18 protein-coding genes are annotated in these 21,225 nt (G+C 64.8%); 4 read left to right on the forward strand and 14 right to left on the reverse strand.

Annotated features, from left to right (window positions below):
- The first annotated feature begins 634 nt into the window (after window positions 1-634).
- Entirely contained in the window at window positions 635-1,516 is an 882-nt protein-coding gene (locus tag BU204_RS39050) for an AlbA family DNA-binding domain-containing protein (RefSeq protein ID WP_143229452.1), read from the forward strand.
- Window positions 1,517-1,651: 135 nt separating this feature from the next.
- Here the strand turns inward: BU204_RS39050 and BU204_RS11545 are convergent, their stop codons facing one another.
- From BU204_RS11545 to BU204_RS11575, 7 genes are all read right to left on the reverse strand, one after another.
- Window positions 1,652-2,977, reverse strand: coding sequence for a tyrosine-type recombinase/integrase (locus BU204_RS11545; RefSeq protein ID WP_075125626.1), 1,326 nt, complete (start codon window positions 2,975-2,977; stop codon window positions 1,652-1,654).
- 11 nt (window positions 2,978-2,988) lie between these two features.
- Window positions 2,989-3,282: a helix-turn-helix domain-containing protein gene (locus BU204_RS11550; protein WP_075125627.1), complete on the reverse strand. Its 294-nt coding sequence runs from the start codon at window positions 3,280-3,282 to the stop codon at window positions 2,989-2,991.
- Entirely contained in the window at window positions 3,279-4,538 is a 1,260-nt protein-coding gene (locus BU204_RS11555; RefSeq protein ID WP_075125628.1) for a DUF3631 domain-containing protein, read from the reverse strand. The genes BU204_RS11550 and BU204_RS11555 overlap by 4 nt, the downstream gene beginning before the upstream one ends.
- Complete coding sequence (locus BU204_RS11560; RefSeq protein WP_083661223.1) at window positions 4,535-5,548, reverse strand: bifunctional DNA primase/polymerase; 1,014 nt, start codon at window positions 5,546-5,548, stop codon at window positions 4,535-4,537. Before BU204_RS11560 ends, BU204_RS11555 begins: the two co-directional genes overlap by 4 nt.
- Before the next feature lie 274 nt (window positions 5,549-5,822).
- A complete protein-coding gene (locus BU204_RS11565; protein ID WP_198942841.1) occupies window positions 5,823-7,949 on the reverse strand; it encodes a cell division protein FtsK in 2,127 nt (708 codons plus the stop codon).
- 74 nt (window positions 7,950-8,023) lie between these two features.
- Window positions 8,024-9,046 (reverse strand): hypothetical protein, encoded by a 1,023-nt coding sequence (locus BU204_RS40715; protein ID WP_075125630.1) that lies wholly within the window; start codon window positions 9,044-9,046, stop codon window positions 8,024-8,026.
- Between the two features lie 190 nt (window positions 9,047-9,236).
- Window positions 9,237-9,461 carry a hypothetical protein gene (locus tag BU204_RS11575; protein WP_075125631.1) on the reverse strand — a complete coding sequence of 75 codons (225 nt, stop codon included), beginning with the start codon at window positions 9,459-9,461 and terminating at the stop codon, window positions 9,237-9,239.
- A gap of 100 nt (window positions 9,462-9,561) precedes the next feature.
- Between BU204_RS11575 and BU204_RS11580 the strand changes: the two genes are divergently transcribed.
- Complete coding sequence (locus tag BU204_RS11580) at window positions 9,562-9,975, forward strand: GntR family transcriptional regulator (RefSeq protein WP_075125632.1); 414 nt, start codon at window positions 9,562-9,564, stop codon at window positions 9,973-9,975.
- Between the two features lie 9 nt (window positions 9,976-9,984).
- Here BU204_RS11580 and BU204_RS11585 read toward each other — a convergent pair whose 3' ends face one another.
- Window positions 9,985-10,182, reverse strand: a complete 198-nt coding sequence (locus BU204_RS11585; protein ID WP_075125633.1) for a hypothetical protein — start codon at window positions 10,180-10,182, stop codon at window positions 9,985-9,987.
- A 221-nt stretch (window positions 10,183-10,403) separates the two neighbouring features.
- Here BU204_RS11585 and BU204_RS11590 point away from each other — a divergent pair, with 221 nt between their 5' ends.
- Window positions 10,404-11,858 carry a hypothetical protein gene (locus BU204_RS11590; protein WP_075125634.1) on the forward strand — a complete coding sequence of 485 codons (1,455 nt, stop codon included), beginning with the start codon at window positions 10,404-10,406 and terminating at the stop codon, window positions 11,856-11,858.
- On the opposite strand, the gene BU204_RS11595 is transcribed toward BU204_RS11590, so the two are convergent.
- The 3 genes from BU204_RS11595 to BU204_RS11605 form a co-directional block, all read right to left on the reverse strand.
- Window positions 11,758-12,558: an aminoglycoside phosphotransferase family protein gene (locus tag BU204_RS11595; RefSeq protein ID WP_233160059.1), complete on the reverse strand. Its 801-nt coding sequence runs from the start codon at window positions 12,556-12,558 to the stop codon at window positions 11,758-11,760. The genes BU204_RS11590 and BU204_RS11595 overlap by 101 nt on opposite strands.
- A gap of 148 nt (window positions 12,559-12,706) precedes the next feature.
- Window positions 12,707-12,901: a DUF397 domain-containing protein gene (locus BU204_RS11600; RefSeq protein WP_075125636.1), complete on the reverse strand. Its 195-nt coding sequence runs from the start codon at window positions 12,899-12,901 to the stop codon at window positions 12,707-12,709.
- A complete protein-coding gene (locus BU204_RS11605; RefSeq protein WP_075125637.1) occupies window positions 12,898-13,737 on the reverse strand; it encodes a helix-turn-helix domain-containing protein in 840 nt (279 codons plus the stop codon). The genes BU204_RS11600 and BU204_RS11605 overlap by 4 nt, the downstream gene beginning before the upstream one ends.
- Before the next feature lie 623 nt (window positions 13,738-14,360).
- Here BU204_RS11605 and BU204_RS39055 point away from each other — a divergent pair.
- Window positions 14,361-14,627 carry a hypothetical protein gene (locus tag BU204_RS39055; RefSeq protein WP_143229453.1) on the forward strand — a complete coding sequence of 89 codons (267 nt, stop codon included), beginning with the start codon at window positions 14,361-14,363 and terminating at the stop codon, window positions 14,625-14,627.
- 1,049 nt (window positions 14,628-15,676) lie between these two features.
- On the opposite strand, the gene BU204_RS11615 is transcribed toward BU204_RS39055, so the two are convergent.
- From BU204_RS11615 to BU204_RS11625, 3 genes are all read right to left on the reverse strand, one after another.
- Entirely contained in the window at window positions 15,677-16,504 is an 828-nt protein-coding gene (locus BU204_RS11615; protein WP_198942842.1) for a hypothetical protein, read from the reverse strand.
- 210 nt (window positions 16,505-16,714) lie between these two features.
- Window positions 16,715-17,110: a nucleotide pyrophosphohydrolase gene (locus BU204_RS11620; RefSeq protein ID WP_332888572.1), complete on the reverse strand. Its 396-nt coding sequence runs from the start codon at window positions 17,108-17,110 to the stop codon at window positions 16,715-16,717.
- Between the two features lie 180 nt (window positions 17,111-17,290).
- Complete coding sequence (locus BU204_RS11625; RefSeq protein ID WP_075125640.1) at window positions 17,291-20,698, reverse strand: NACHT domain-containing protein; 3,408 nt, start codon at window positions 20,696-20,698, stop codon at window positions 17,291-17,293.
- Window positions 20,699-21,225: the final 527 nt, after the last annotated feature.

The following is a 21,225-nucleotide window of genomic DNA, read 5'->3' on the forward strand; positions in this document are numbered from 1 at the left end:
AGGAGACCTTCACGGGTCCGGGGGTTCAAATCCCTCCGCCTCCGCCTAGTCTGACCAGCGGAAACGGTGGTCAGACCGTGACGTATGAGCCGACCGCTGTTGGGCGGGGGTCTCATTTGGGGTCTCATTTGGGTCCCCGGAGCAGTGGGCCGACGTAGGCGATGCTGACGCCGTTAGGTTCGTTCGTCCGCCAGCACACCGCGACCAGCAGTATTCGGTCGGCCAGCGCAGCGCCCACTGCCAACCAGGCGGCCCGTCCACGATCTCCCCTTCACCCCAACTCCGCGACCAGGCGCATCAGCTTGCGAAACTGGCCCGGTGTCAGTTGGTGCGCGGGGCACGCCACTCTGGCCTTAACGCTGCGATACCCCGCCCCAGCGGCGTCATCAACTACCGGCCCCAGCGTCCATTTGCCGGGGTACGTGACAGCATTTAGGCTACATGTCCGCCACCATGCACCCACCGAAGACGAGGTTTGATGCCAGGACGTTGGGACGCTTTCGCGTCTAACTATGAAGACTTCGAACGACTTGTCACGCTGATTCTCGCTCGAGACTACAGCGGGCTTGATACAGTTCGACGCGGACCTCGTGAGTTCTATGACGCGCGCCAAGAAACTCCCGATGGTCCCATCGTGTTCGAGGTAAAATTTTTCTTAAAGGTTGGCCCTGGGCAACGCAGAGAGATAGAGCGTGTACTGCAGCGGATGGAGGAGATAAATCCATACAAGGTCGTGATTGTGGCGCCTGTAGAGCTAACCGCAGCAACTCTCGACTGGTTCGACTATATCGGAAGTAGATACTCGTTCGAGCTTGAATGGTTCGGTGAATCGTGGCTCGATAGGAAATTGCGTGAGTATGCAGATGTCCAAGCAGCTTTTGCCGATCTGCTAACAAATAGGACGGAAAGTCTACTCGACGCAGTTGTGTCAAGTCTCAACACTGTCGCCACTGTCGACGAAGCACGCCAAGCCTTAAATGCTGGAAAATTCAGCCAGCTTATCGGGGCTCATGAGTGCATCTGGCTCGATGTGAAGGAGGGGTCCTACCGAATGGAGGATGACGCTAGCGCGGCCGAACTCCTCAAAGACGTCGCTGCTTTTGCCAACTCTGACGGAGGCTTACTAGTTGTTGGGTACCGAACGCTTTCAGAGGCGACCGTCGAGGTAGTTGGCGAAATTCGGCCGGTACCCAAGGTGCTCGTAGACACGGATCGCTACCGAAAGACGATCAGGAAGAATATAGCTCCACATGTTCGGGGTCTGAAAATTACCTGGCATGACATAGGGGCCGACAAAGGAATACTTGTAATCGACATTCCAGTTCAGGCTGAGACTGACAAACCGTTCGTCGTGCCAGGCCCGGAAAGGTCGAAAAGTTTTCCCTCAGTGGGAGTTCCCATCCGGGACGCGGATGCAACACATTGGCTCGCGCGTTCGGACCTTCAACGGTTTCTGAGCGCCGGGTGGAATGGAGGGCGCAGCCATACAAGCGGGCCACTGAACGAATCCGACTGAGGCAAGCAGTCGCTCCACCCGGAAGCGACCGAGCGCAGCAAACACGCCGGCATATATCCTGCCACCTCAGCAGTGCCCGATTCGTCGAACGGCGGCCGATAGTGAGGAGCGATTCGACCACCGTCCGCCTGGATGTCATGTAGGTCCCCAGAGCAGTGTGTTGACCTGGGCGGCGATGCTGTTCTGGATCGCGGCCGTGACGTGGGAGTACCGCTTGGCGATCTTGCTGTTGGACCAGCCCATGATCTCCATGACGGCTGGCAGTGGGACGCCGAGAAGGAGTAGCACGGTCGCTGCGGTATGCCGCGCGTCGTGGAGCCGAGCGTCGCGCACCTCGGCCGCAGCGAGCAATGCCTTCCACTCGTCGTGGTCGGTGCGGGGGTCGATGGGTCGGCCGGTGGGCTGGGTGAACATGAAGTCGCTTTCGTGCCAGAGGTCGGCGGCCCGCTCCCGTTCCTTGGCCTGTGTCTTCTCGTGCTCCATGAGCAGCGCGAACAGTTGGTCAGGGAGCCGGATGCCACGTCGGCCGGCCTGGGACTTCACGTCGACGTCCACCACGCCGCCGATGCGCTGGGGGCAATGCATGGCGTGCTTGGTGCAGTCCGGTGGGCAGGGCAGCGGGCACTGCCTCTTGTGCCTCTTACACGGTTGGCGGCACGCCTTCGTCTTGTGGCGGCCCGCCGCGCACGTGGCAGGGTCGGAGCAGCCGTGCTGGTAGGTGTGCCGTTGTCGCTGCTTGCGAACGCGGAGGACCTTCGTCTTCTTGTTCAACCAGCTCCACCGGAACCCGATGGTCTCCCCTTTCCGCGTGCCGATGGCGAGCGCGAGGACGAAGCGAACTCCGTTGCGTCGCTTCAACGCGGCTGTCAGGAGCGCTTGGATCTCCTCGACCTCGAAGGGCTCCACTTCCTCTTCATCGACCCGTGGCGCCTTCACGATCTCGAACGGGTTCTCGGTGATGGCCTTGCGCTTCTTGGCCTCGCGAAATGCCGCCCGCACGGTGATGTGCACATGGTGCACCGTGTGTTGGCTGAGTCCCGCCTTGGCCAGGGCGACGTATACCTTCTCGAACCGCTCGGGCTCGTGCTGGATGTTCTCCAGCTTGTGCGCGCCGATTCTGGGAATGAGATGGTTGCGGATGTCGTTCTCGTACCCCTCGTACGTCTTGTACCGGATGTTCGGTCGCGCGATCTCTTCCAGCCAGTAGGTGAGCCAGTCAGCTACGGTCTGCGACTTGTTGCGAGGAGTGCGCACGACACGCTCTTGCCGCTCCTGCTCCAACTTTTGAACGGCCTCGACCACGGCGTCATACGCGCCCTCGCCCCGGCGCTTGACGTGCCGCCTGTCGGGTTTGCCGTCGTCCTTGACGCCCATCGTGACGCGGCCGTGCCAGCACCCATCGGCGCCGAAGTAGATGCTCGAACGACGATTTGCGTTGCGGGACTTCTTCTTGCGAGCCATTCGAGCGCCCCCTAGGCCGAGGTCCGACGGGCTTGCTGGGCGATGAGCTGGGCGGCGTACTCGGCGACAGCGGCCGCTGGGACGCGGCGGAGTCGGCCGATCTGGACGGACTGGAGTTCTCCGGTGCTGACCAGGCGCCAGGCGACCGTGCGGCCGATCTGGAGTCGTTCGGCGGCTTCCTCGACGGTGAGTAGGACTCGTTCGGGCATGGGTCGCGGTTCGGGTAACGGGGCCGGGGTGTCGTCGGTGAGCAGTTGGGCGAGTTGGGCGAGGACTGCGGCGAGGGCAGGCTTTGGGGTGGTCATGCGGCACCTCCGGGGACTCGGCGCAGTGGGGTGGGCGTCCCAGCCGTCCCGGGCGTCGCGTTGCTGGTCGGGTCGGGACGGGTGGGGGCGACGGGACGGGTTGAGCCGTCCCAGAGGGTGAGGCCGTCCCGGGCTGACCTCGCCGGGGACGTGTGGGACGGCTGGGACGCTTCCTGCCCGACGTGAGGGCAGTAGCGGGTCCAGGCGTCGGTGAAGTGGGCTCGGTGGTAGCCCTTGGCCTGGGTACCGTCCGGAAAGCGGATGTTCCCCGACCGGATGTCGTACTCCCGCAGCAGCGCGCCGAGCTTGGCCGCGGTGAGCCCGGCCGGCCCGTAGGTGATCCAGGGTGCTTCGTGGTCGCGCTTGAGCCGGCCGAGCAGCTCACTGGTCGAAAGCGCGGTGTCGTACTCGAAGGCGGTGTGGCAGTCGCCGAGCAAGCGCACGCGGATGGACTCCTCGCCGTTCTCCTCGGCCTCGGCGCCGAGGGCGAGCACGGCAGCCCGGGCGCGGTCGGGCCAGTGCTGGCCGGCGTGGTCGGCGACGATCACCAGCGGTTCCCACGTGTCGGCGGCCCGGTCCTCGACCGGCATGGCGGGTTCGGCGGCTTCCAGCACCGTCAGGTCGGCGCGCAGCCATGCCTTGAGCTGGTGGGCGAGCGCCCGCAGCGCCGGACGGTCCCGGCGATGCCGGTAGGGCGAGACGGTCTCGCCGGGTGCTCGGCGACGCATGCGGATGATCACGGCACGGTCTTCGATGGTGTCGGGCATGGCGCCGATCCCGGCAAGCGCGGCCATGGCGAACGTGGGGATGGACTCGACCCGGTTGGCTGCGGCGTCGTACCGCTTGGCCGGGCGGTTGCGTTGGTGGCCGGCATTGAGCAGGCCGCGGAGATCCTCGTTGCCGTCCGCTTTCGGGCCGAAGATCGTGTCGGCCTCGTCGACCAGCATCGTGGGCGGATCGTCGGTGATCGATCGGTAAACCGCCGCCGAGGACGAGTTGACGGTGATGAACGGGTTGTGACAGGTCGCCTCGATCACGTCCAGGAGGCGGGACTTGCCGCACCGCTTCTCCGGTGCCCGGATCACCAGCCGCGGTGCGTGCGCCCACGCGGGTTGGGCGTGGGTGGCGGCGATCCACAGCACGACCGCGTCAGCGGCCTCGGCCGAGGGCAGCGACACGTACCGGGTCAGCGCCGCGCGGGTGGCGTCGAGCAGCTCAGCGCCGGCCAGGTCCTCGGCGGGGTGGTGGGTGGTCATGCGGCCCCCTGTTCGTCGAGCAGCGCCGTGCGCGGGCTGGGTTGGGTGGGGGTGGACGGTCTATCTGGGACAGTGCGGGGGTCGGATCTACCGACACGCAGTCCGTTGCGGATGGTTCGCTCGACTTCCCGCTCCGTGCAGCGACACGAGCCAGTGATCATGTGCTGCGCGGCGTGGGTGAGGTGCTGTTCGGCTGTACCCGGAGGAAGGTGCCCGGCGCCGACGAGCTGTCCCAACGCGACAGCCGAGCAGAACAAGACCCGCGAATGCTGGGTGGGCTGAGCGCACGCGACCTTCTCGACCTCGCCCCGCAGTGCTGCGGCCACGTAGGACGGCAACCGATCGGCCGGCACGGTCGCCGTGGCGGACACAGTCGGCGGTGGCGTGGGTGTGAGTCGCTCGGCGAGCCAGCCGGGCAGTGCGGCCGGCTCGCGGTCCTCGACGATCTCGTATGAGCCGTCCGGGGTGGTGGAGCCGGCGGCGACGACATAGCCGCCGTGTGCGCGGGTGTCGACCTTCCAGCCGAGCCCGCGGCCCTGCTCGCCCTCGGTGTTGCGCAACGCCGTGCCGGCCGGAGCGGCGAAGTACAGGTGCGAGCCACCGCGGGCGGTGCGGACGGCGTAGGTGTCCCACGGCACGGGCTGGCCGGCCTGCTCGCAGACGGCGGCGAACGTGTCATGCCCGTCGCGGATCCCACTCCGGGTCCAGCCCTCCGTCGGCAGGTCCTCAGCCGACTTGGGCGTGTCCAGGTCGACCACAACCAGTCCCGAGGGACCGGTGGCGATCCCGACGTTGAAGGGCCTCGCCGACCACGCGGCTCGGATGCGATCAAGATCGGTCGTGGCGCGCTGCTCCCAGCCGGCGTGCGCCTCGGCGCATACCCCGGTTCGCGGGCAACGGTCCAGAGAGTGCAGTGCCGGGCGCTTCGTGCCGGGCCGGAGCGGGAAGACGTGCCATCCACGCCGGGCGGCGTCGAGTGCGGCGGTCAAGAGTGCTGAACGAATGTCCATCGGTTAGTCCTTTGGTCACTTTTGGTAGTCATTGACGGGCGTGCGGGATCGCGGCTGGCACCGAGTGCCGGTGTCCGGCCGGAGTGATGGCGGGGGTTAGGTCAGGATGGTCGGGTTAGGTTCTTCACCGAGCGGGTTAGCGGGCGCACAACAGCGCTGGCCAGCGGAGAGTTAGAGAGTTAGCCGAGTTACGTCGCCTGCTCGACGGCCCCGAGGGGAGTGGGAATCCGATGCTGTCGCTGGATGCGCGGCGGCGTAACTCGGCTCGTTCCGACTAGTCGTCGGCGTCCAGGTCGGCTGTCGCTCGCTTCGCCAGAACATCACGGATCGTGACTGGATCGACGGGCCAGCGGTTGCCCGTGGACGGGACCTTGACGCCCAGCTCGGCCAACTCCTCCCGCAACGCCTTGCCGTTGAGCCGCTGGTACGGCACCCAGCCCGGCGCGAGCCGCTTGAGCAGCGCGGGCACATCCGCGGCGTAGACGGGTTCGCTGCCGAGCACTTCGTCCAGGTCTTCGAGCAGATCCCGCCGGGCCTCGATCTCCCGCTGAGGTGCCTCCCCGCCGGGCAGCGCTCCCCGGTCTCGGACAGCGACCAACGATCGCTCGATCAGCGGGGTGACCTGGTCGTTCTCCCGAGCCACGTCCAGGAAGTACCACTGGAGGATCTCCGACCGCTCCCCCGTGAACCCCTTGACCACGGCGGTACCGCGGTCGGTGCCCGGGATCAACTCGGTGGCCCGATGTCCGGCGGCGTAGGCGCCCTGGCCGAGCAGCGCATCGTTCGCGTGGTGGTCGCCCACCGCGAACGCCACCCCGTTCGAGCAGTTGCGGGTCACGTCCCTAGGCATGGAGTCCTTCGTCGGCGCCTGGGTTGACACGATCATGTGGATGCCGCGCTTGCGGCCCAGCTTCACGATGTTGACCAGGAGCTGCGAGATCTCCTTGCCGAACTCGGAGTGCTGGATCGCCACGTGGGCCTCTTCCAGCAGGCAGAACAGCGGGTGCAGTCCCACATCCCGGTTGGCGAGGTCCCTGGTCACGGCCGGGGTCTCGTACTTAAGCAGCAGCTCGCCGCGGGCCTGCACCTCGGCGTGCAGCTCGACCAGGTGGTCCCGGATCTGCTCGACCTTCTCGTCCTCGGCGCCCATCACGTAGCGGGAGCAGCGCGGGCGGAACACCTCGAAGTCGAAGTTCGTGTCCGGGACCCAGATCCGCAGTTCCGCGGTCGGGTCTAGCGCGGCGCCGATCATGAGCACCCGGGCGGATGCCGACTTGCCCTGCCCTGGCATACCGCCGGTGATGGTGTTGCGCTCCATCACGGGCGCGGTCAGCGGCTCGCCCCGCAGGGTCCGGCCGGCGGGCACGCCCTTGAACACGTCCACCAGGCCGTCATGCAGCAGCGGATACGCTCCCGCGCCTTCGGCGAGCGCGCCCTTATCCGCCACCCACAGATCCAGGATGCCGGCCTCGCTGCCCGTGGTCGGCCAGACCTCCTTCGCCAGCCGGTGCAGGCCGGTCGCGAGCTGGGCGCGCTTGCGGGCGATGGTCTCTGCCGTCACCCCGGCCGGCAGGCGGACCACCGCGTGCGTGCCGCGCCCGTCGACCCGGGCCGGGGTGATGAACTGGAGCGGGAACCCCTCCTTGAGGTAGGCCGTAATCTGCGGGATGCGCAGCGCCGAGAGCGCACGCGCGATCGTGGTTTCGTCGATCGTCACGTCCAGGTCCGCCTCGGCCGAGGTCTGCAACCACCCCGGCCGGTGACCACGTCGCCGCCCCTCGCGCCACGCCGCAAGCACGACGATCCCGGGCAGCATCATCACGAACGGGGTCCACGCGAACGCGATCGCCGTGAACACCCACCTCACGGCGTTCATGAATCCGCCGAGCACGGCCGTGAACTGTCCCGTGTCCGAGAGCTGCACGAACAACGCGACCAGCAGCACCATGAACACCAGGCCGAACAGTCCGCCGACGATCACCCGGGCGATCCCACCAAGGACACCCGGCAGGTCCTTGAGCCGGTCGTGGCGTCGCTCGGCGGCGGCCTCCTTGCGCTCGGTCCACTCGGCGAGCAACTCCTGGTTGCCGACCGCCTCGGCGGCGCGGATCTGCCGCCGGTACACGCCCATCGTGGAGGCATCCCACGCGCGCTTCGCCAACGACTCCACGCCCTGCACCACGTCCAGCGCGAACCGAATCCCGCCCTTGCCGGCCTGCTTCGGGCGCTCGGACTCCCGCACGACCCGCACGACCTGTGCCACAGCGTGCCGGGCCGGCGGCGCGAGCCGGGTCAGCTTGCCGAGCACGGCCGGACCGGACAGCCGGCGGTCGAGCTCCTTGTTCTCCTCGTCGGTCAACAACACCGGTTGGTCGTCGTCACGGTCGCTTCGAGGCCGCAACGGGATGACCTCACCGACAACACCGGGAATGTTCACGGGAGTGGGTTCATGAACGTCGTCGTGATGGCTGCTCATCAGGCCGCCTCCCGTTCGTTCGTGAGCGTGGCCGAGGACTGGTTGGCGAGGTCCTCCCGCAGTGCGCGGGCGACCTTGACCGACAGGCCGGCCGAGCAACCGGTGGCACGACGCGCCCACGCCGGAGTGATCTCGACCCCGGGGGACCAGGACGCGCGAGCGTCGCGCACATAGTCGGCGAGCAGCTTGCGCCCCTGCCGCCGCCGCTTCTTCGCGGGCGGATCGCTGGGCCGCGGGGACTCGCCCGCCGAGGGCTTGAGGCCACGGCCGGTCAAGGCGTAGCGGCCGGGAGCGAACACCAGGCGAGCGTTTCCGTCCCGGTCGATCTCGGCGACCGCCGATCGCACCGCCGACCGCCGAACCCGCGCGATCTTGCGCGCCATGCGGCGGGCGAGCCGCGCCTCATCCCGCTCGGCACGTCCCCGCCGAGGCGCCGCCGTCACCAGCTGGTGAGCGATCACCCCGGCGATGCTGCCGACACCCATCACCACGCCGGCCACCCAGCTCTGCCGTAGGCCGTGCAAGGCGTTCAGACCGAAGGCGACCCCGGCGAACGCCCACACCCCCACCTGCAACGCCCACACCGGGCGATCGGGAAACCGGCGCTGGGTGACCTGGACCGCGAGCGCGAACGCCCACATGCCCAGCTCGGTGATGCAGAACAGCGCGTACCCGGTGATGCCGCCGTAGATCTCCCGACCGAACTCGGCCATGGCGGGCACCGCCATCACGGCCGACACCAGCGCCAGGGGGTAGATGAGCAGATCAACCAGGTGGGCCGACGCCCAAGAGCGCAAGGCGAGCACTCGCACCGCTCGGCGCTGTCGTGCGGCCGCTCGGGCCTCCTGCCGATCCATGGCCGCACGGCGCCGGATCTGGTCCTGCTGAGCAGCAACGGTCTGGTGGGCCTCCACCCGAATGCGTGTGCGGAGCGCTTCCACCTCGGCCGCGGCCACCGCATCACGGCGGGCCTGCTCGGCCCGGGCGGCTTCGTCGAGCCGCCTCTCTTCGCGCCAGCTCACAGGCCCACCGCCTTGCCGAGGCCGTGCAGTCGGGAGATCGCTCCGCTGGCCACAAGGCGGCGAGAGCTGTCTGGCGTGGATTCGTTGCCTACCATGGGTTCCTCTCCACTTCCTTGCAGGTGGTTGAGAGCCCCGGCCCGGCGTGCAGACTTGCCGGAATGAGCGTCGGGCCGGGTGGATAGCTGTGCGTTCATGCGGCCTCATCGCGTGGCCGGGGCGACGACGGCAACGGGACCTCCGTGACCGGAGCGGCCAGAGCGGCGGCCAACTCGATGTCGTCGACCGGAGGCAGTTCCACGCCGGTCTCGGTGATCATTCGGTCTATGGCGCGCTCGCTGAGCCCGTCCGGCGAGTACGTGACGTCGGTCGGCTCGGTGGGCAGGGCGATCGAGCGCGGGAGCGATCCGTGTTTCATCGTGATCCCTTGTCTTAAGACATTTGGTCTGTCGCAGACGATAGGCAGTAGATGTCGCAGTAGTCAAGGCATGTCGCAAGACATGGAGTAGGGTGGGAACGTGGCGGGCCAAGCCGATGAGGACGACAGCAAGCGCTTCGCTAGTCGTCGCGTGGCGAATGAACTCAGGGCAGCGATCGAGGCCGGCTCGTATCCGGTGGGCGCCGCGCTGCCGCCGTACCGCCAACTCGCGGCAGAGCACGGGGTGGCGGTGAACACGGCCATGGCCGCGGTTCGACTGCTCGCCGACGAGGGCCTCGTGACCAGCAGGCCGAACGCCGGTAACTACGTGCGCGACCGGACGAACCAGGCCGATCCGGAACTGGAGCTGCGAGCGCTGCGGACCGAACTCGGCGAGCTGCGAGGCCAGGTGCGGCAAGCCGGCGGACAGCTCGACGCGATCGATGCCCGCCTGTCAGAGCTGGCCGAGACGGTCGCTCGGTTGGAAGACCAGGCCAGAAGGAACGGACGGTAGCCGAGCCGGCTACCCCAGCACCTCCCGCAGGAACTCGCTGATCCCGTCGACCATCCCGCCGAGCATCCGAAAGACGCTGCTCACCCAGGTCGCCGCGTCGTTCGGATGCTTCACCACCAGCGCCAGGACGGCGAGCGCCACCAGCACGCCGACCACCTTGCGAAGCACGCCGCCGCCGGTATCCGGCGGGAACACGTTCTTCGGCATTGCCATCTCCTTCACCTCGAAGCGGGAGCGACTCCGTTCGGCTCCTGGATCCGCTCATCTCGTTCATGGCTGCAAGGAAACCGGCGAAGGGCGGGGGTGCGGCAGCGAGCACGAGGGGGTGCATTAGTGCATCGAGGGGGTGCACGGGGTGCTTTACTAGCAACGGAGGGTGATGTCTGTTGACCACAGCGCGAGAGCCGAACCGCCTGCTAGCTGCGGTAATGGAAGAGGCCAGCATCAGCAACAAGGGCCTCGCCGCACGGGTGCGTGCCGAGGCCGAGAAGTCCGGTCTCGTGCTCTCGACCGATCACGTCGCGGTGCGCCGCTGGCTCAACGGCGTTCAACCGCACGCGGACACGATCCCCTGCATAGCCGCAGCGCTCAGCGCGAAACTCGGGCGGGCTGTCACCCCGGCTGACATCGGCTTCGAGTCCAGGGGGCCGGTCGCCGAGGGTGTCGGCGATGTCGACGACAGCACGGAGTACCCGGCTGAACCCGAGCAGGCCGTGGACACGCTGGACAGCCTCACGACTGCCGACCTTGCCGACAGCTCCGCGCTCGCATCTGCCGACTGGGTTTCCGAAGCGGCTCCGCGCGTGATCACCGGCTACTTGTTCGGCGAGCCTCACCGGATCGAGTACGCCGCGACCCTGGACGAGGCCGGCCGGGACATCGCAGCCCGCATCCGAGCCACCGTCCGGTACTTCATGGATCTGGACTTCAAGTTCGGAGGCGGGCACACGCGCCGCATGCTGCTGTTCTACTGGCAAACCGAGATCGTCCCAGCCCTACGGCAGCACCACCCCGAGGCTGTGCGGAGAGAGGTGTTCAGCGCCGCTGCCGATGCCGCCGAGGTGCTCGGCTGGAGCGCCTACGACGACGGCCGGCACGGTGCCGCTCAGCGCTACTTCATCCAGGGATTGCGCCTCGCCCGCGAGGCCGACGACCACCTCATGGGCGGCCAGATCCTCTCCAACCTCAGCCACCAGGCGAACTACCTCGGCAACTTCAGCGACGCGATCCAGTTCGCCCGGGCAGCGCAGGCCGCGACGAACGGCAATGCCTCGGCGACCGTCTCCGCGATGTTCCTCGCCATGGAGGCACGCGCCCTGGCCAGCATCGGCGACGCACGTCGCTGCGCGGAGATCCTCCACCGTGCCGAGCAGATGTTCGAGCGGAGCGACCCCGACAAGGATCCGGACTGGATCAGCTACTTCGACGCCCTGGAGCTGGCCGGCGAGGCCGCGCACTGCTTCCGGGACCTCGGCCAGTCGGCGCAGACACAGCAGTTCACGGTGCAGGCCGTCGATCCCGTCCTCACGCCGCCACGGACACGAGCGTTCATCGACATGGTGAGCGCGGCGGCGACGTTGACGGACGGCCACCTGGAGGAGGCAGTCTCCATCGCGACGAACGCAGTTGGCCTGGCGAGCGGGTTGCAGTCCCGCAGGTACATCCGGTACCTGACCGACTTCCACCGGAGCCTCGTTGAGAAGGCACCCGGACACAGCTCCGTGCGTGAGTTCGCTGCGCTGCTCGAACAGGCTCACCCACTGGCGATCACACCGGGTGGAGCTAGAACGGCCGCCAACCGGGCGACGGCTCGCCTCGAAGCGTCCGCATCCGGACCCCGTACTCCTCGGCAATCTCCTCAGACTCGGACACGTTCTGCATGAGCCAGGTCGTCATCTTGAGTTCGTGTACGGCCCGGAGCGTGGCGAAGCCGTCCGTCCACGTGGTGATGTCGTAGCCGTAGGACTCGCAGAACTGGTCGTACTCGTCCCGGCTCCACCACTTGGCCGTCAGGTACTCCGTAGCCGTCATGGCCAAGTCCCATTCCGGTTGCCCCCAGGAGAACCGCTCGAAGTCGATGAGGATGGGCTGCCCGTCACGGAACATCAAGTTCTCGTTGTGCGCGTCACCGTGTGTCGGAGCCGGCGCCAGCGGGAACCGCAGCGCGGCAACGTCCTCGTCGAGCTCGTGGAACCGTCGCAACAGGAACGACCGATCCGAGTCCGGTACAGCCGCGGACTCAATCCGCGGCTGTACCCGGCTCAGGATGTCCTCAACGGGGAGAGCGAACTCGTCGGGTCGCGGTAACTCGTGAAGCCGGCGGAGAACCGAGCCCAACGTCCCGATGTCCCGCCTGTCGCCTGTCCGCCCTTCGATGAACCGCCAGAAGGTGACCGGGTGGTTGTCGACCCGAATCGGCTGAGGGACGTCGTGCGTCTCGGCGGCAAGGAACCCGAGGCCGTTGAGCCACCGCGAGACGCTGACCTCCTTCTCGGCATCGGCCCAGAAGTCCATGTTGCGCGCGATCCTCACCACCAGCTGCTCGGCCGGCAGGTGGAACAGCGCGTTCTCGCCGAGCCGCATCAGGCGCGCATCCGCCTCGCTCAGTCCGCCCATGGTGGCCGCGGCGCGCAGGACCGACCAGGCCGAAGACTGGCTGAACGGCGCTAGGTTGACGCGCTCGGACTCGCTCACGGGTTCAGCCTATGAGCAGCGCCGTTCGAGAGGTGGATCAGCTGTCGACGCCCCGGAGCCGGTCTGCCTTGACCGCCTCGACCAGCGCGCGAACATCGGCGGCCAGCCTCGGGCCGGCGGCGTTCTTGCTGTCCCGGACCGCGCCGAAGCTGGCCAGCTCGACGCAGGTGTCCTGACCAGACGAACGGCTCGACTTCCGCCACCTGCCGTCGCCGCTCGCTACTCCCGTCACTTCTGCTCCATTCCGTCGACAAGTTCCCTGATGAAGTCGATCGAGTCGTCCGGCGAGATCGCCGCGTCGGTGATCTGCTCGACCGCGTCCCTGAACCCCGCGATGTCGGCCTCTTCCCACAGCGAGACGCTCGCGCGGTGGTGCTCCAGGTGCACGATCGACGGCGCGGTGTCGAAGTCCAGAAGGATGAACGGACCGGCGAGCATCGGCGTGTAGCCACCGTTCGTGCTGGGCACGAGCTGAATGGTCACGTTGGGCAACTCAGCCATCCGCAGCAGGTGTCTCAGCTGGTCGGCCATCACCTCAGGCGACGCGAACCCGCGCACGAGCACCTCATCGTCGATCAACGCGTGGAACTCGACGGGGGCCCGGGACCGCCGCAGTACCTCGCCGCGGCCCATACGAAGGGCGATCCGGGTCTCGGCGTCGGGCAGGTCGCCGAGGATCGCGCGCGCGTAGTCGGCCGTCTGGAGCAGTCCGGGGACCAGGAGCGGCGAGACATCGGTGATCCGACGCGCGCCCTGCTCCCACTCGATGAGCTTCGACAGCTGGGCGCCGATGGTCGTCGTGCCCGCGACCAGCATGCCCGGTCCCTCGGCCTCCCGACGCATGGCAAGCACGCGTTCACGCTGATCGCCCGCGACGTTCAACGCGTCCAGCACCTTCGTCAGGTCGTCCAGCGACGGAAGCCGATGGCCGTTCTCCCACAGGCTGATCTTCGCGTTCGACATACGGACCTGGTCACCCAGCGCGCGCAGAGTCAGGCCAGCGGACGTGCGAAGCGCCTGGATCTCAGCGCCCAGCTCGTGCGCACTGGCAGGTCTGCTTACAGACATGTAGCGAGCCTACGACGAGAACCAAGGGCTACCGCCATCCCCCAAAAGGAGGGGTTGCTTACCTTGCTTACGTCGTCCATCCTCAAGCGTAAGCAACGTAAGCAAGGAGGCGTTCGTGTCGCAGTGGACAGTAGCTAGTCACGACCACGTGATGGTCATTGAGTCCTCACCCGGGCAGGTGTCCGTGGACATCCCCACAGGCCCCCCGTTCGTCGCCGAGGCTGAAGTCATTCGAGACATGCGCACCAAGCTCGGACTCGCCATCGGCGACGCACAGGCCGGCTGGGGGGCAGTCCAGTGACCGTCCAAAGCGCGGGCGCAGTACCACCACTGCGGTACTCGTGGATCACGGCCCAGGAGGGTGGAACCGAACACGCCGTGACGGACGACGCCCAGGTGGCCGGCATGGCGGCAGGCGATGGAATTTTTGCCACGCTATGCGGAATCGAATTCCTAGCCGCCGCAATGAACGCCGCGCCGCGTGGTAGGTGCTCCCAGTGCCAGGCCTTCTTGCGTGCCCGCGTCGAGCTACGCGGCTGCGAGAAACGAATCACGCGGCGCCAGTCGACTTGGTTCTCCCGTCGCCGTCGACACAACCCGCCGCCTGCGGATGGAGCCAGCTCGTGAGCACCAATCATGACCAGGAGCAACTCGTCAACGCACTCGAGACTCTCCAAGCGCTTGACCACCACTGGTGTGTAGTAGCCGCCTCAGCATGCCTGATCGTCACGCGCTGCTTGCAGGACGGCTCAATCGACACGCTAATCGTTCTGAGTCCGAAAGAAGCCTGTTTCATTCGGGAGAACTGGAACGCGGGCCACGTGTGGTCAACTACCGGATCTCTACCTAAAGTCATCGCCGCTGTACGAGAACTGCCGGCGCTTTCTTGAAGTGATCCGACCTCGTCGTGTCAGCAAAAGGAAAAAATGTCAAACACCGAACGGACAACGTCCCATATGATCGTTCCGTACGTCACTCAGTGGACTGCTGAGCAGGACGGGGGATACGAATTGGTGGAACGCGAAAGCATTGGTCTCGCCTACGCCGATGAAAACATCATGGATCGAGACGAGCATGGCGTCCTTTGGCGCCGCACGCCCTCCCGGCCCGGTCATGGCCGGCCCATCTTCGGCATGGTCCACTCGCTCCGACAGCGCCGTGCCATGCGACGACTGCTGTGCCAGGTCTGCGGGGAACCTGCGAGCTGGACAGAGGATGGCGTCTTGTGGCTACTCCGCGACTTCCGCGACGACTGGCCGAACTGGCCGGAAAATTTGGCGGCCACAGAGCCGCCGGTCTGTACGCCGTGCGCTCACAAAGCTGTCCGATTGTGTCCGGCTCTCCGCAAGGGGGCTGCTGTAATTCGAGTAGGTCGATGCCCCATTGTGGGCGTCTATGGCGCGCTTTACCGTGTTGAAGGACGCCGCATAATCACTCACGGCGATGAGTCGATAGCTTACGATGACCCCTCTATCCGTTGGATGCGCGCCACCAAGCTGGTCCGCGAACTGCATGACTGCACCCTGGTTACCCTTGACGGCCTGCCTCAGACCTGACCGATGTGATCGCGCGTGGATCACGGCAGATTGGTTGATCCAGAGCACTTTCTGCTCATTGCAGATTGTCGGTGCAACTACGGCATTGGCCTCAGAAGAGGGTAACGTTCTGCAATGGATTGGGGTCCGATGAACAAGCGAGAGATATTCGAGCAACTCTCTCCCATAATCCACCGTTTGGATGCTATCAGTCTTCTTTTCGATGAGACTGCACAAAGCAAACACCGGCTTGCGTCCGGCGTTGACCTATCTCCTCATCAGCTAGGCAGAATAGGACACGAACTGGTATTCTTGGCAGGCCAACTCACAACACTCGGCGTTGAAATGACGCGGGGTTAATGACGGCCGAGTAGGTATCATTCACCACGAGCATAATCCGGCAACTATCCCAGTGGGTTCTTCCACGCAAGCCTCATGTGATCACGACGTGAGGCTGGCGCCTCCAATCTTGTGAAGGTTGTAGATGATGTACGATAGAGGCAGTCGATGCCATACCGATTCAAAAGGGCTACGTCAGCGTCGGCCGGGCGCAGCGGAAATAGGGCAGAGAGGCGAGTGACAGGTTCAGATATGTGAACCACGTAATCGAGTAGCTGCCCAAGGGCTTGGCGAACAAGGAAGTGTGTTGATCCGCTCTTTGCCTCGATTACCTCGACTCCCTCCGTGGAGGTCACGTGCAGGTCAGTGACTCCAGCAGGCGACCGGATGCGATGGACCTCCAATCCATCCAGTGACGCGCGGTACTCTCTAACAAGCAACGCCTCTGCCCGTCGAACGGTTAGTGTCGCCGCTGGTCGGCTATACGCGGTCCTCTCAGTATTAACAGCTTCGGGAGCAATTCGTTGCGTTCCGGAGCGGAGTGCAACTTCAAGTCGCCGCTGCTGCTGAGAGATCGCGTACCGAGACGTCCCAGTTTCAATGCCCAACCCATCAATGATTACTGCAGACTTCTCCGGATTCAAGAAGCGTAAGCCCATGAAATTGTCGCCGGAGTTGAATCCTGGCAGGTCCCATATTTCTTCGTAACCGATATCGGTCGGCTCAAAGTTCAGAAGACTGTAGACGTTCTGATAGCTCCCTCGGTCCGCGTGAGGTTTCCAGAGCGAGTCAGCAAACAGAGCGTTGCGGAAGCTGTGTCCTACTTCGCCTATGGCGCGAACCTGCTTTTTTCCCGTGAAGAGCACGACGTCGCCTATCCGCAGGGTCTTCATGCGGCGATCGTGGTTAGACGTGGCTCCCCAGAATCGTGCAGCTCGGGTCGGATGCAGCGCGTCCAATGCGGATAGCTGGTCCATCGTCAACGTCTCGAGTCGTCGTGGAATAGCGTAGGGTACCTCTTGGTTGAGTGTATCTTCCCAGTGTCGCCATGCTTCTCTATTTCCATACGACGGCTGGATGACCACCTGTGTCACGTGAGACCCCTACTCGTGATGTTCTGTTCCGATAGATTTACCCAGTTGTGTGTGCTTGGTGCTTTGTCCGCGAGCGAGGTCAACCGGGTAGCGACTTTCGTTTCGCTCAATTTTGCTGTATGCCGTCGACAGCAGATCGATCCCTGTAATGTCTGCGAACCGTACAAGATAGATGAAGACGCCGGCTATCTCGTCAGCGACACGCTCCCGCAGCGCCGGGGCAGCCAGCCTCCGTTGGACCTCGCCGTCGGTGAGCCACTGCACCTCCGCTGCGAGTTCGCCAACCTCACCTATCAGGGCAAGGACGAGGTTCTTAGGCGTGTGAAATTGTCCCCAGTCACGTTCGTCGGCGAAACGGCGCAGCCGCGCCTGTAGCTGTTGAATGTCGCTCATCACGTAGAGCACGTTACTGAGATACGTTCTAGCTTTCGAGTGTGGGTCGATGTAAGTAGGGGCACTGGTGGGACGACCGCGCTGCAGCCACGCCGCACGTGAGTCGTGCTTGTCGTGACTGGGCGCACCCGCGCATGCCGCACCATGATGCAGGGGTGCGGCCCAGCAGTTGCCAGGCCGGCGGGCCCGCAGTTACCGATAGGCGCCGACGGTATCCACCTTGAGCCAGTTCTGGGCGCGCGCAACGGAAAGGAGCGGCGGCGACGCGGGGTGTTGCGGCTTCCGAGTGTACGTGCTTGGAGACGTTGAAGGGGTTTGAGGTTCGCGCGCTTTGGTGAGTATACGGATGACGTCGGTAGCCGGATCCGTTGCGCCGGTTAGCGGCTTGAGCCAGCCATGGCCGCTCATACGCAGCGCAACATCGGTAACTCCAAGGCGTCGGACCTCAGGTAGCTGGGTATACACGGACTGCCATTCTGTAAACAGCGCAGTGGTCACAGCCGCTGACGCGACGCACCACAGCGCGAGCGCCCATTCGGCATGAGCGAGATTGCCGTTCACGGTTGTTTCGGTGGCCACATCGCCCTCGTTGTTCAGGCGTTGGAGCTGGTCAAGCCACCACTGCTGGTCAGAGGCGTGAGCGCGGGTCTCAGCAAGGAGTACCGACGGGTGACTGTCGCGCCCGAACGGTGTCATCGTTGGCCCTCGGGTGACACCAAGTTTATGGGGTGATGCAGCGCCGATGATTGCGATATGGGAGGCCAGCCAGCAAGGGCCGGCCTGCTCAAACAGCGCCGCTGCTGTGTTCGACCAGGGGAACGTGCTGCCCTTCTCGCCAGCCTTGAACCGGCGCAGCGCGGCGGCAGCAGCGAATGGTGAGCCTGCCTTACGCAGAGAGGTGATGGCTTCTTGTCGCCGACGTCGAGCACCGGCGCTGCTTTCAGCGAACCCGGTTGACGAGGCGGTGAAGAACCCTTCTGTTCCGAAAGCGACCGCAATCTGCGCTGGTAGCGATCGCACTGAACTGACGTTCGGACAAAGACCATCAAGCACTGCTTGGACAAGGTCAGCTTCGAACTTGCTACCCGGGGGTGGTACGAGGCCGGTGTCGAGAACGAACTGGGCGGTGAGCGGGCGGGATAGGTCAATGTCGCGGAGGTCTATTGCGGCGCCAGCGGCGCCCTCGCATCGGGCCGCCATCTCCAACCACGCATCTTCGTGAGGGGTGTTGATGGCGGCTCGCATGTGTTTAGCCCACCACCTGGTGAACTCGGCTCGCTGATCGAGTAGTTCGCGGAGAGTCTGCACACGACATGGAGTTTCAGGAGCACTGGGATCAGTGGCGAGTTGTTCTGTCAGTCGCGTCCACGTGGGGTCTCCGCCGTCGGTGGGCGGGAGCTGCGGAATCTCGGGGAGGGAGATAATCTCTTTCTTTCGTAGAGCTTCGAGAAGCACTTCGATGTTGCGGTCGGTGCACAGAGTGTTCAGCACATCTCGAGCCTGTCGGGGCCTGCTTGCGAACACACCGTCGGTCAGCAACGTCCATGCCGCCACCACCGACGGCGGGTTGTTGTTCTCGCTGATCTCGTCTCGGATGCCGTCGGCGAGGACGTAGACGTCTCCGCCCTCCGCGTTGCCGCCGTAGAACCGCGCGGTGTTGAGCCAGTATGGCCGCCGCAACAGCTCCCGGAAGACCGTGTTCCGGTCAAATCTCCTGATGTCCTCTCCCGCGTACCGGTAAAGGAAGCGGGCTGCAAAGTACTCTCGCAAGGACAGCACCTCGAACTCAAAGGTTCCCTGCTGCTTGCTTGTCAGGGCCCACAGCCGATCACTCGTCGCTTCAAACAGTTCGTCCACGACCGATTGAGGCTTGCCGTAGGTGTACAGGAAGTGGCGGATCGCAGCCTTGAGGTCCGCGATGGACATGCGCGCGCTCAGACTGTCCGCTTCGCTTTGAGACTGCAGATACCAGCCGAGAAATGGGATGATCTCGCGTAGCTGCTTCTGATGCTTGCTGACGGACTCGGGATGTTTGTTGGCCTCGCGAGCTAGGAGCAGGTCGACGTACGAGTCGTACAGTTCAGTTCGCTGCGTCGGGGTCGCTTCCCCGTGTTTGTGGAGAAGGTCGAGTAGGATCGTCAGCTGCATCGGATTCCCTGCTAGGTCCCCGATGTAAGGCTCAGCGCTCTTGACTTTGAAGTTCTTCCGTAGTGCCCGACCCTCACTTCCACGGATTCCGCGCACTCCGCACCACTTCCGCAGGTACTCGTCGCGCTGCTTGACGTCAAGCGGATTCAGAATAAGCAGATCGAATTGGTCGATTGATGGTTCCGGAAGCGCGTTAGTACTGGGGCGCGTCGTGACTATGATCTTCGGCGCGGTCGAATAAGCCTTGCCGCGACGGCAGAACTGCTCGATGGCGTCCACGATCTTCTCGCGGGTTCTCGGGCGCCCAACCTCGTCAAGGCCGTCGAGAACAACGATACTCGGGACTCGCTCGAAGATGTCTTGAACGTCCTTGGCCGTCACTGGGCTGCCACCGCTGGCATGTGTCATCAACTCAGCGAGGAAGCACTCGATTGTTGACTGATTCGCTGATCGCTTGCGTGCCCTCCTCGAGGTCTCTGCGTCTTTATCCCACACATCGACGCCCGAAAGCCATCGTGCGTAGTCGCTGAGGTCGAATCGCAACGGGAACAAAGGAAGATCAACGACGGGCAACTCCGGTGGCCGCTGTCTTGACGGGATGAAGGCAGAACGGTGCACCTGCGAGACGTACTGGGACAGTGTCGACTTGCCCTGCCCCGGAGTGCCCCGCACTAACGTGCAGGTGCCGGCGTTATGCAGCAAGTGCGCGGCAGCACCGCCCGCGGGCACTGGTGGCGATATCGGCAGCGTGCTGTCGCCACGCATAGAACTTGTAGTGGGGAACCGATCTGCGCTTACGTCGATGAACAGATCCACGACCTTCTCGCGGTCGATGTCCACCTGACTGAACTTGACGCGCTCGTCATCGTCCCATTGCGTCGCCGCGACTTTCCGCACCAGAGCCCGCAATCCGCGGTCCCTACGGCCTGCAGCCTCTTCGCTGATGAGGTAACGGACAAGATCCCAGCCAGCGAGCATGTCAGCGTACTGCCACTTGATCTCGACGCCAGCACCGTCGACCATTCCATCGACCGCTTCACGCCACAAGCACGTCATCTCGTCGAACCCGAAGGCCTTTGAGTGCGTGTCGAGCTTCTTGTTGAGTTGGTCGAAAGTGCCAGTTCTTGCCCTCCCCGTACTGGGCACGTTCGTTACTAATACGTACCGCTTCACCCCCTCGGTAGCCAGTCGGCGAAGATTGTCTTCTTCGCCCCGCACCGTTGCATCCAGCCAGCCAACCGGGTCCCTGTGCCTCCCGTTGGCCGACCACTTAACCTGGTAAACAAGCGTCTTCCCAGACGACCTTCGCAGACCATCTCGACCACCGTCAGCCTGCCGCAAGGGCAGCGGCACGAAGTCTGTGAAGCGAGCGGTCAACAGGGCGTTAACTAGCAATTGAAAGTCGTGATCTCCAAGACGCTCGTACAGGTACTTGTGGCGACTCTCAGGCAACCTGACTCCTTTGACGAACTCCCATTCTCATACTAGCCAGCCGGGGCGCCGATGTACGACATGCGGCCCGACGTCGACGTGCCAGACTCGCACGAGCCTCATCCAACCTCTAGCGCCATGTGATTGGGTGTGACGAGTCGTGCCCGATCGTGCGCGGACGATCGCAGATGGAGTGAGGCGCGCGACTCCTGTTTCACGCGTCGTCATCGAGTCGGGCCTCCCTGCTTGGTGGGGGTTGATCGCCGGTTGTCCGGCGACTATGTGGTGCGGGCTTCCGCCGGCCCAGGTCCCCTGACCGTGCGCCCGCGCTGCATCGGAGAGACTGTGACAGACAGCCCGTGACGCGGTGGCCCGCCGACAGTTGCTTGGGGCAGGTGCGTCGCGGCCGTCGCATGCTCCGCCATACACGAGGCACAGGTCACCGGCCAGCACGGCGGTCGACTCGCGGAACTGCTCCGCCGAGCCGGACAGCGCGCATCGGCGACCAAGGCGGGCGACCTGCTGAACCGCTGGTCCCAGGAATGTAC

Source organism: Actinophytocola xanthii (assembly GCF_001921205.1).
In the GTDB taxonomy this organism is placed as follows: domain Bacteria; phylum Actinomycetota; class Actinomycetes; order Mycobacteriales; family Pseudonocardiaceae; genus Actinophytocola; species Actinophytocola xanthii.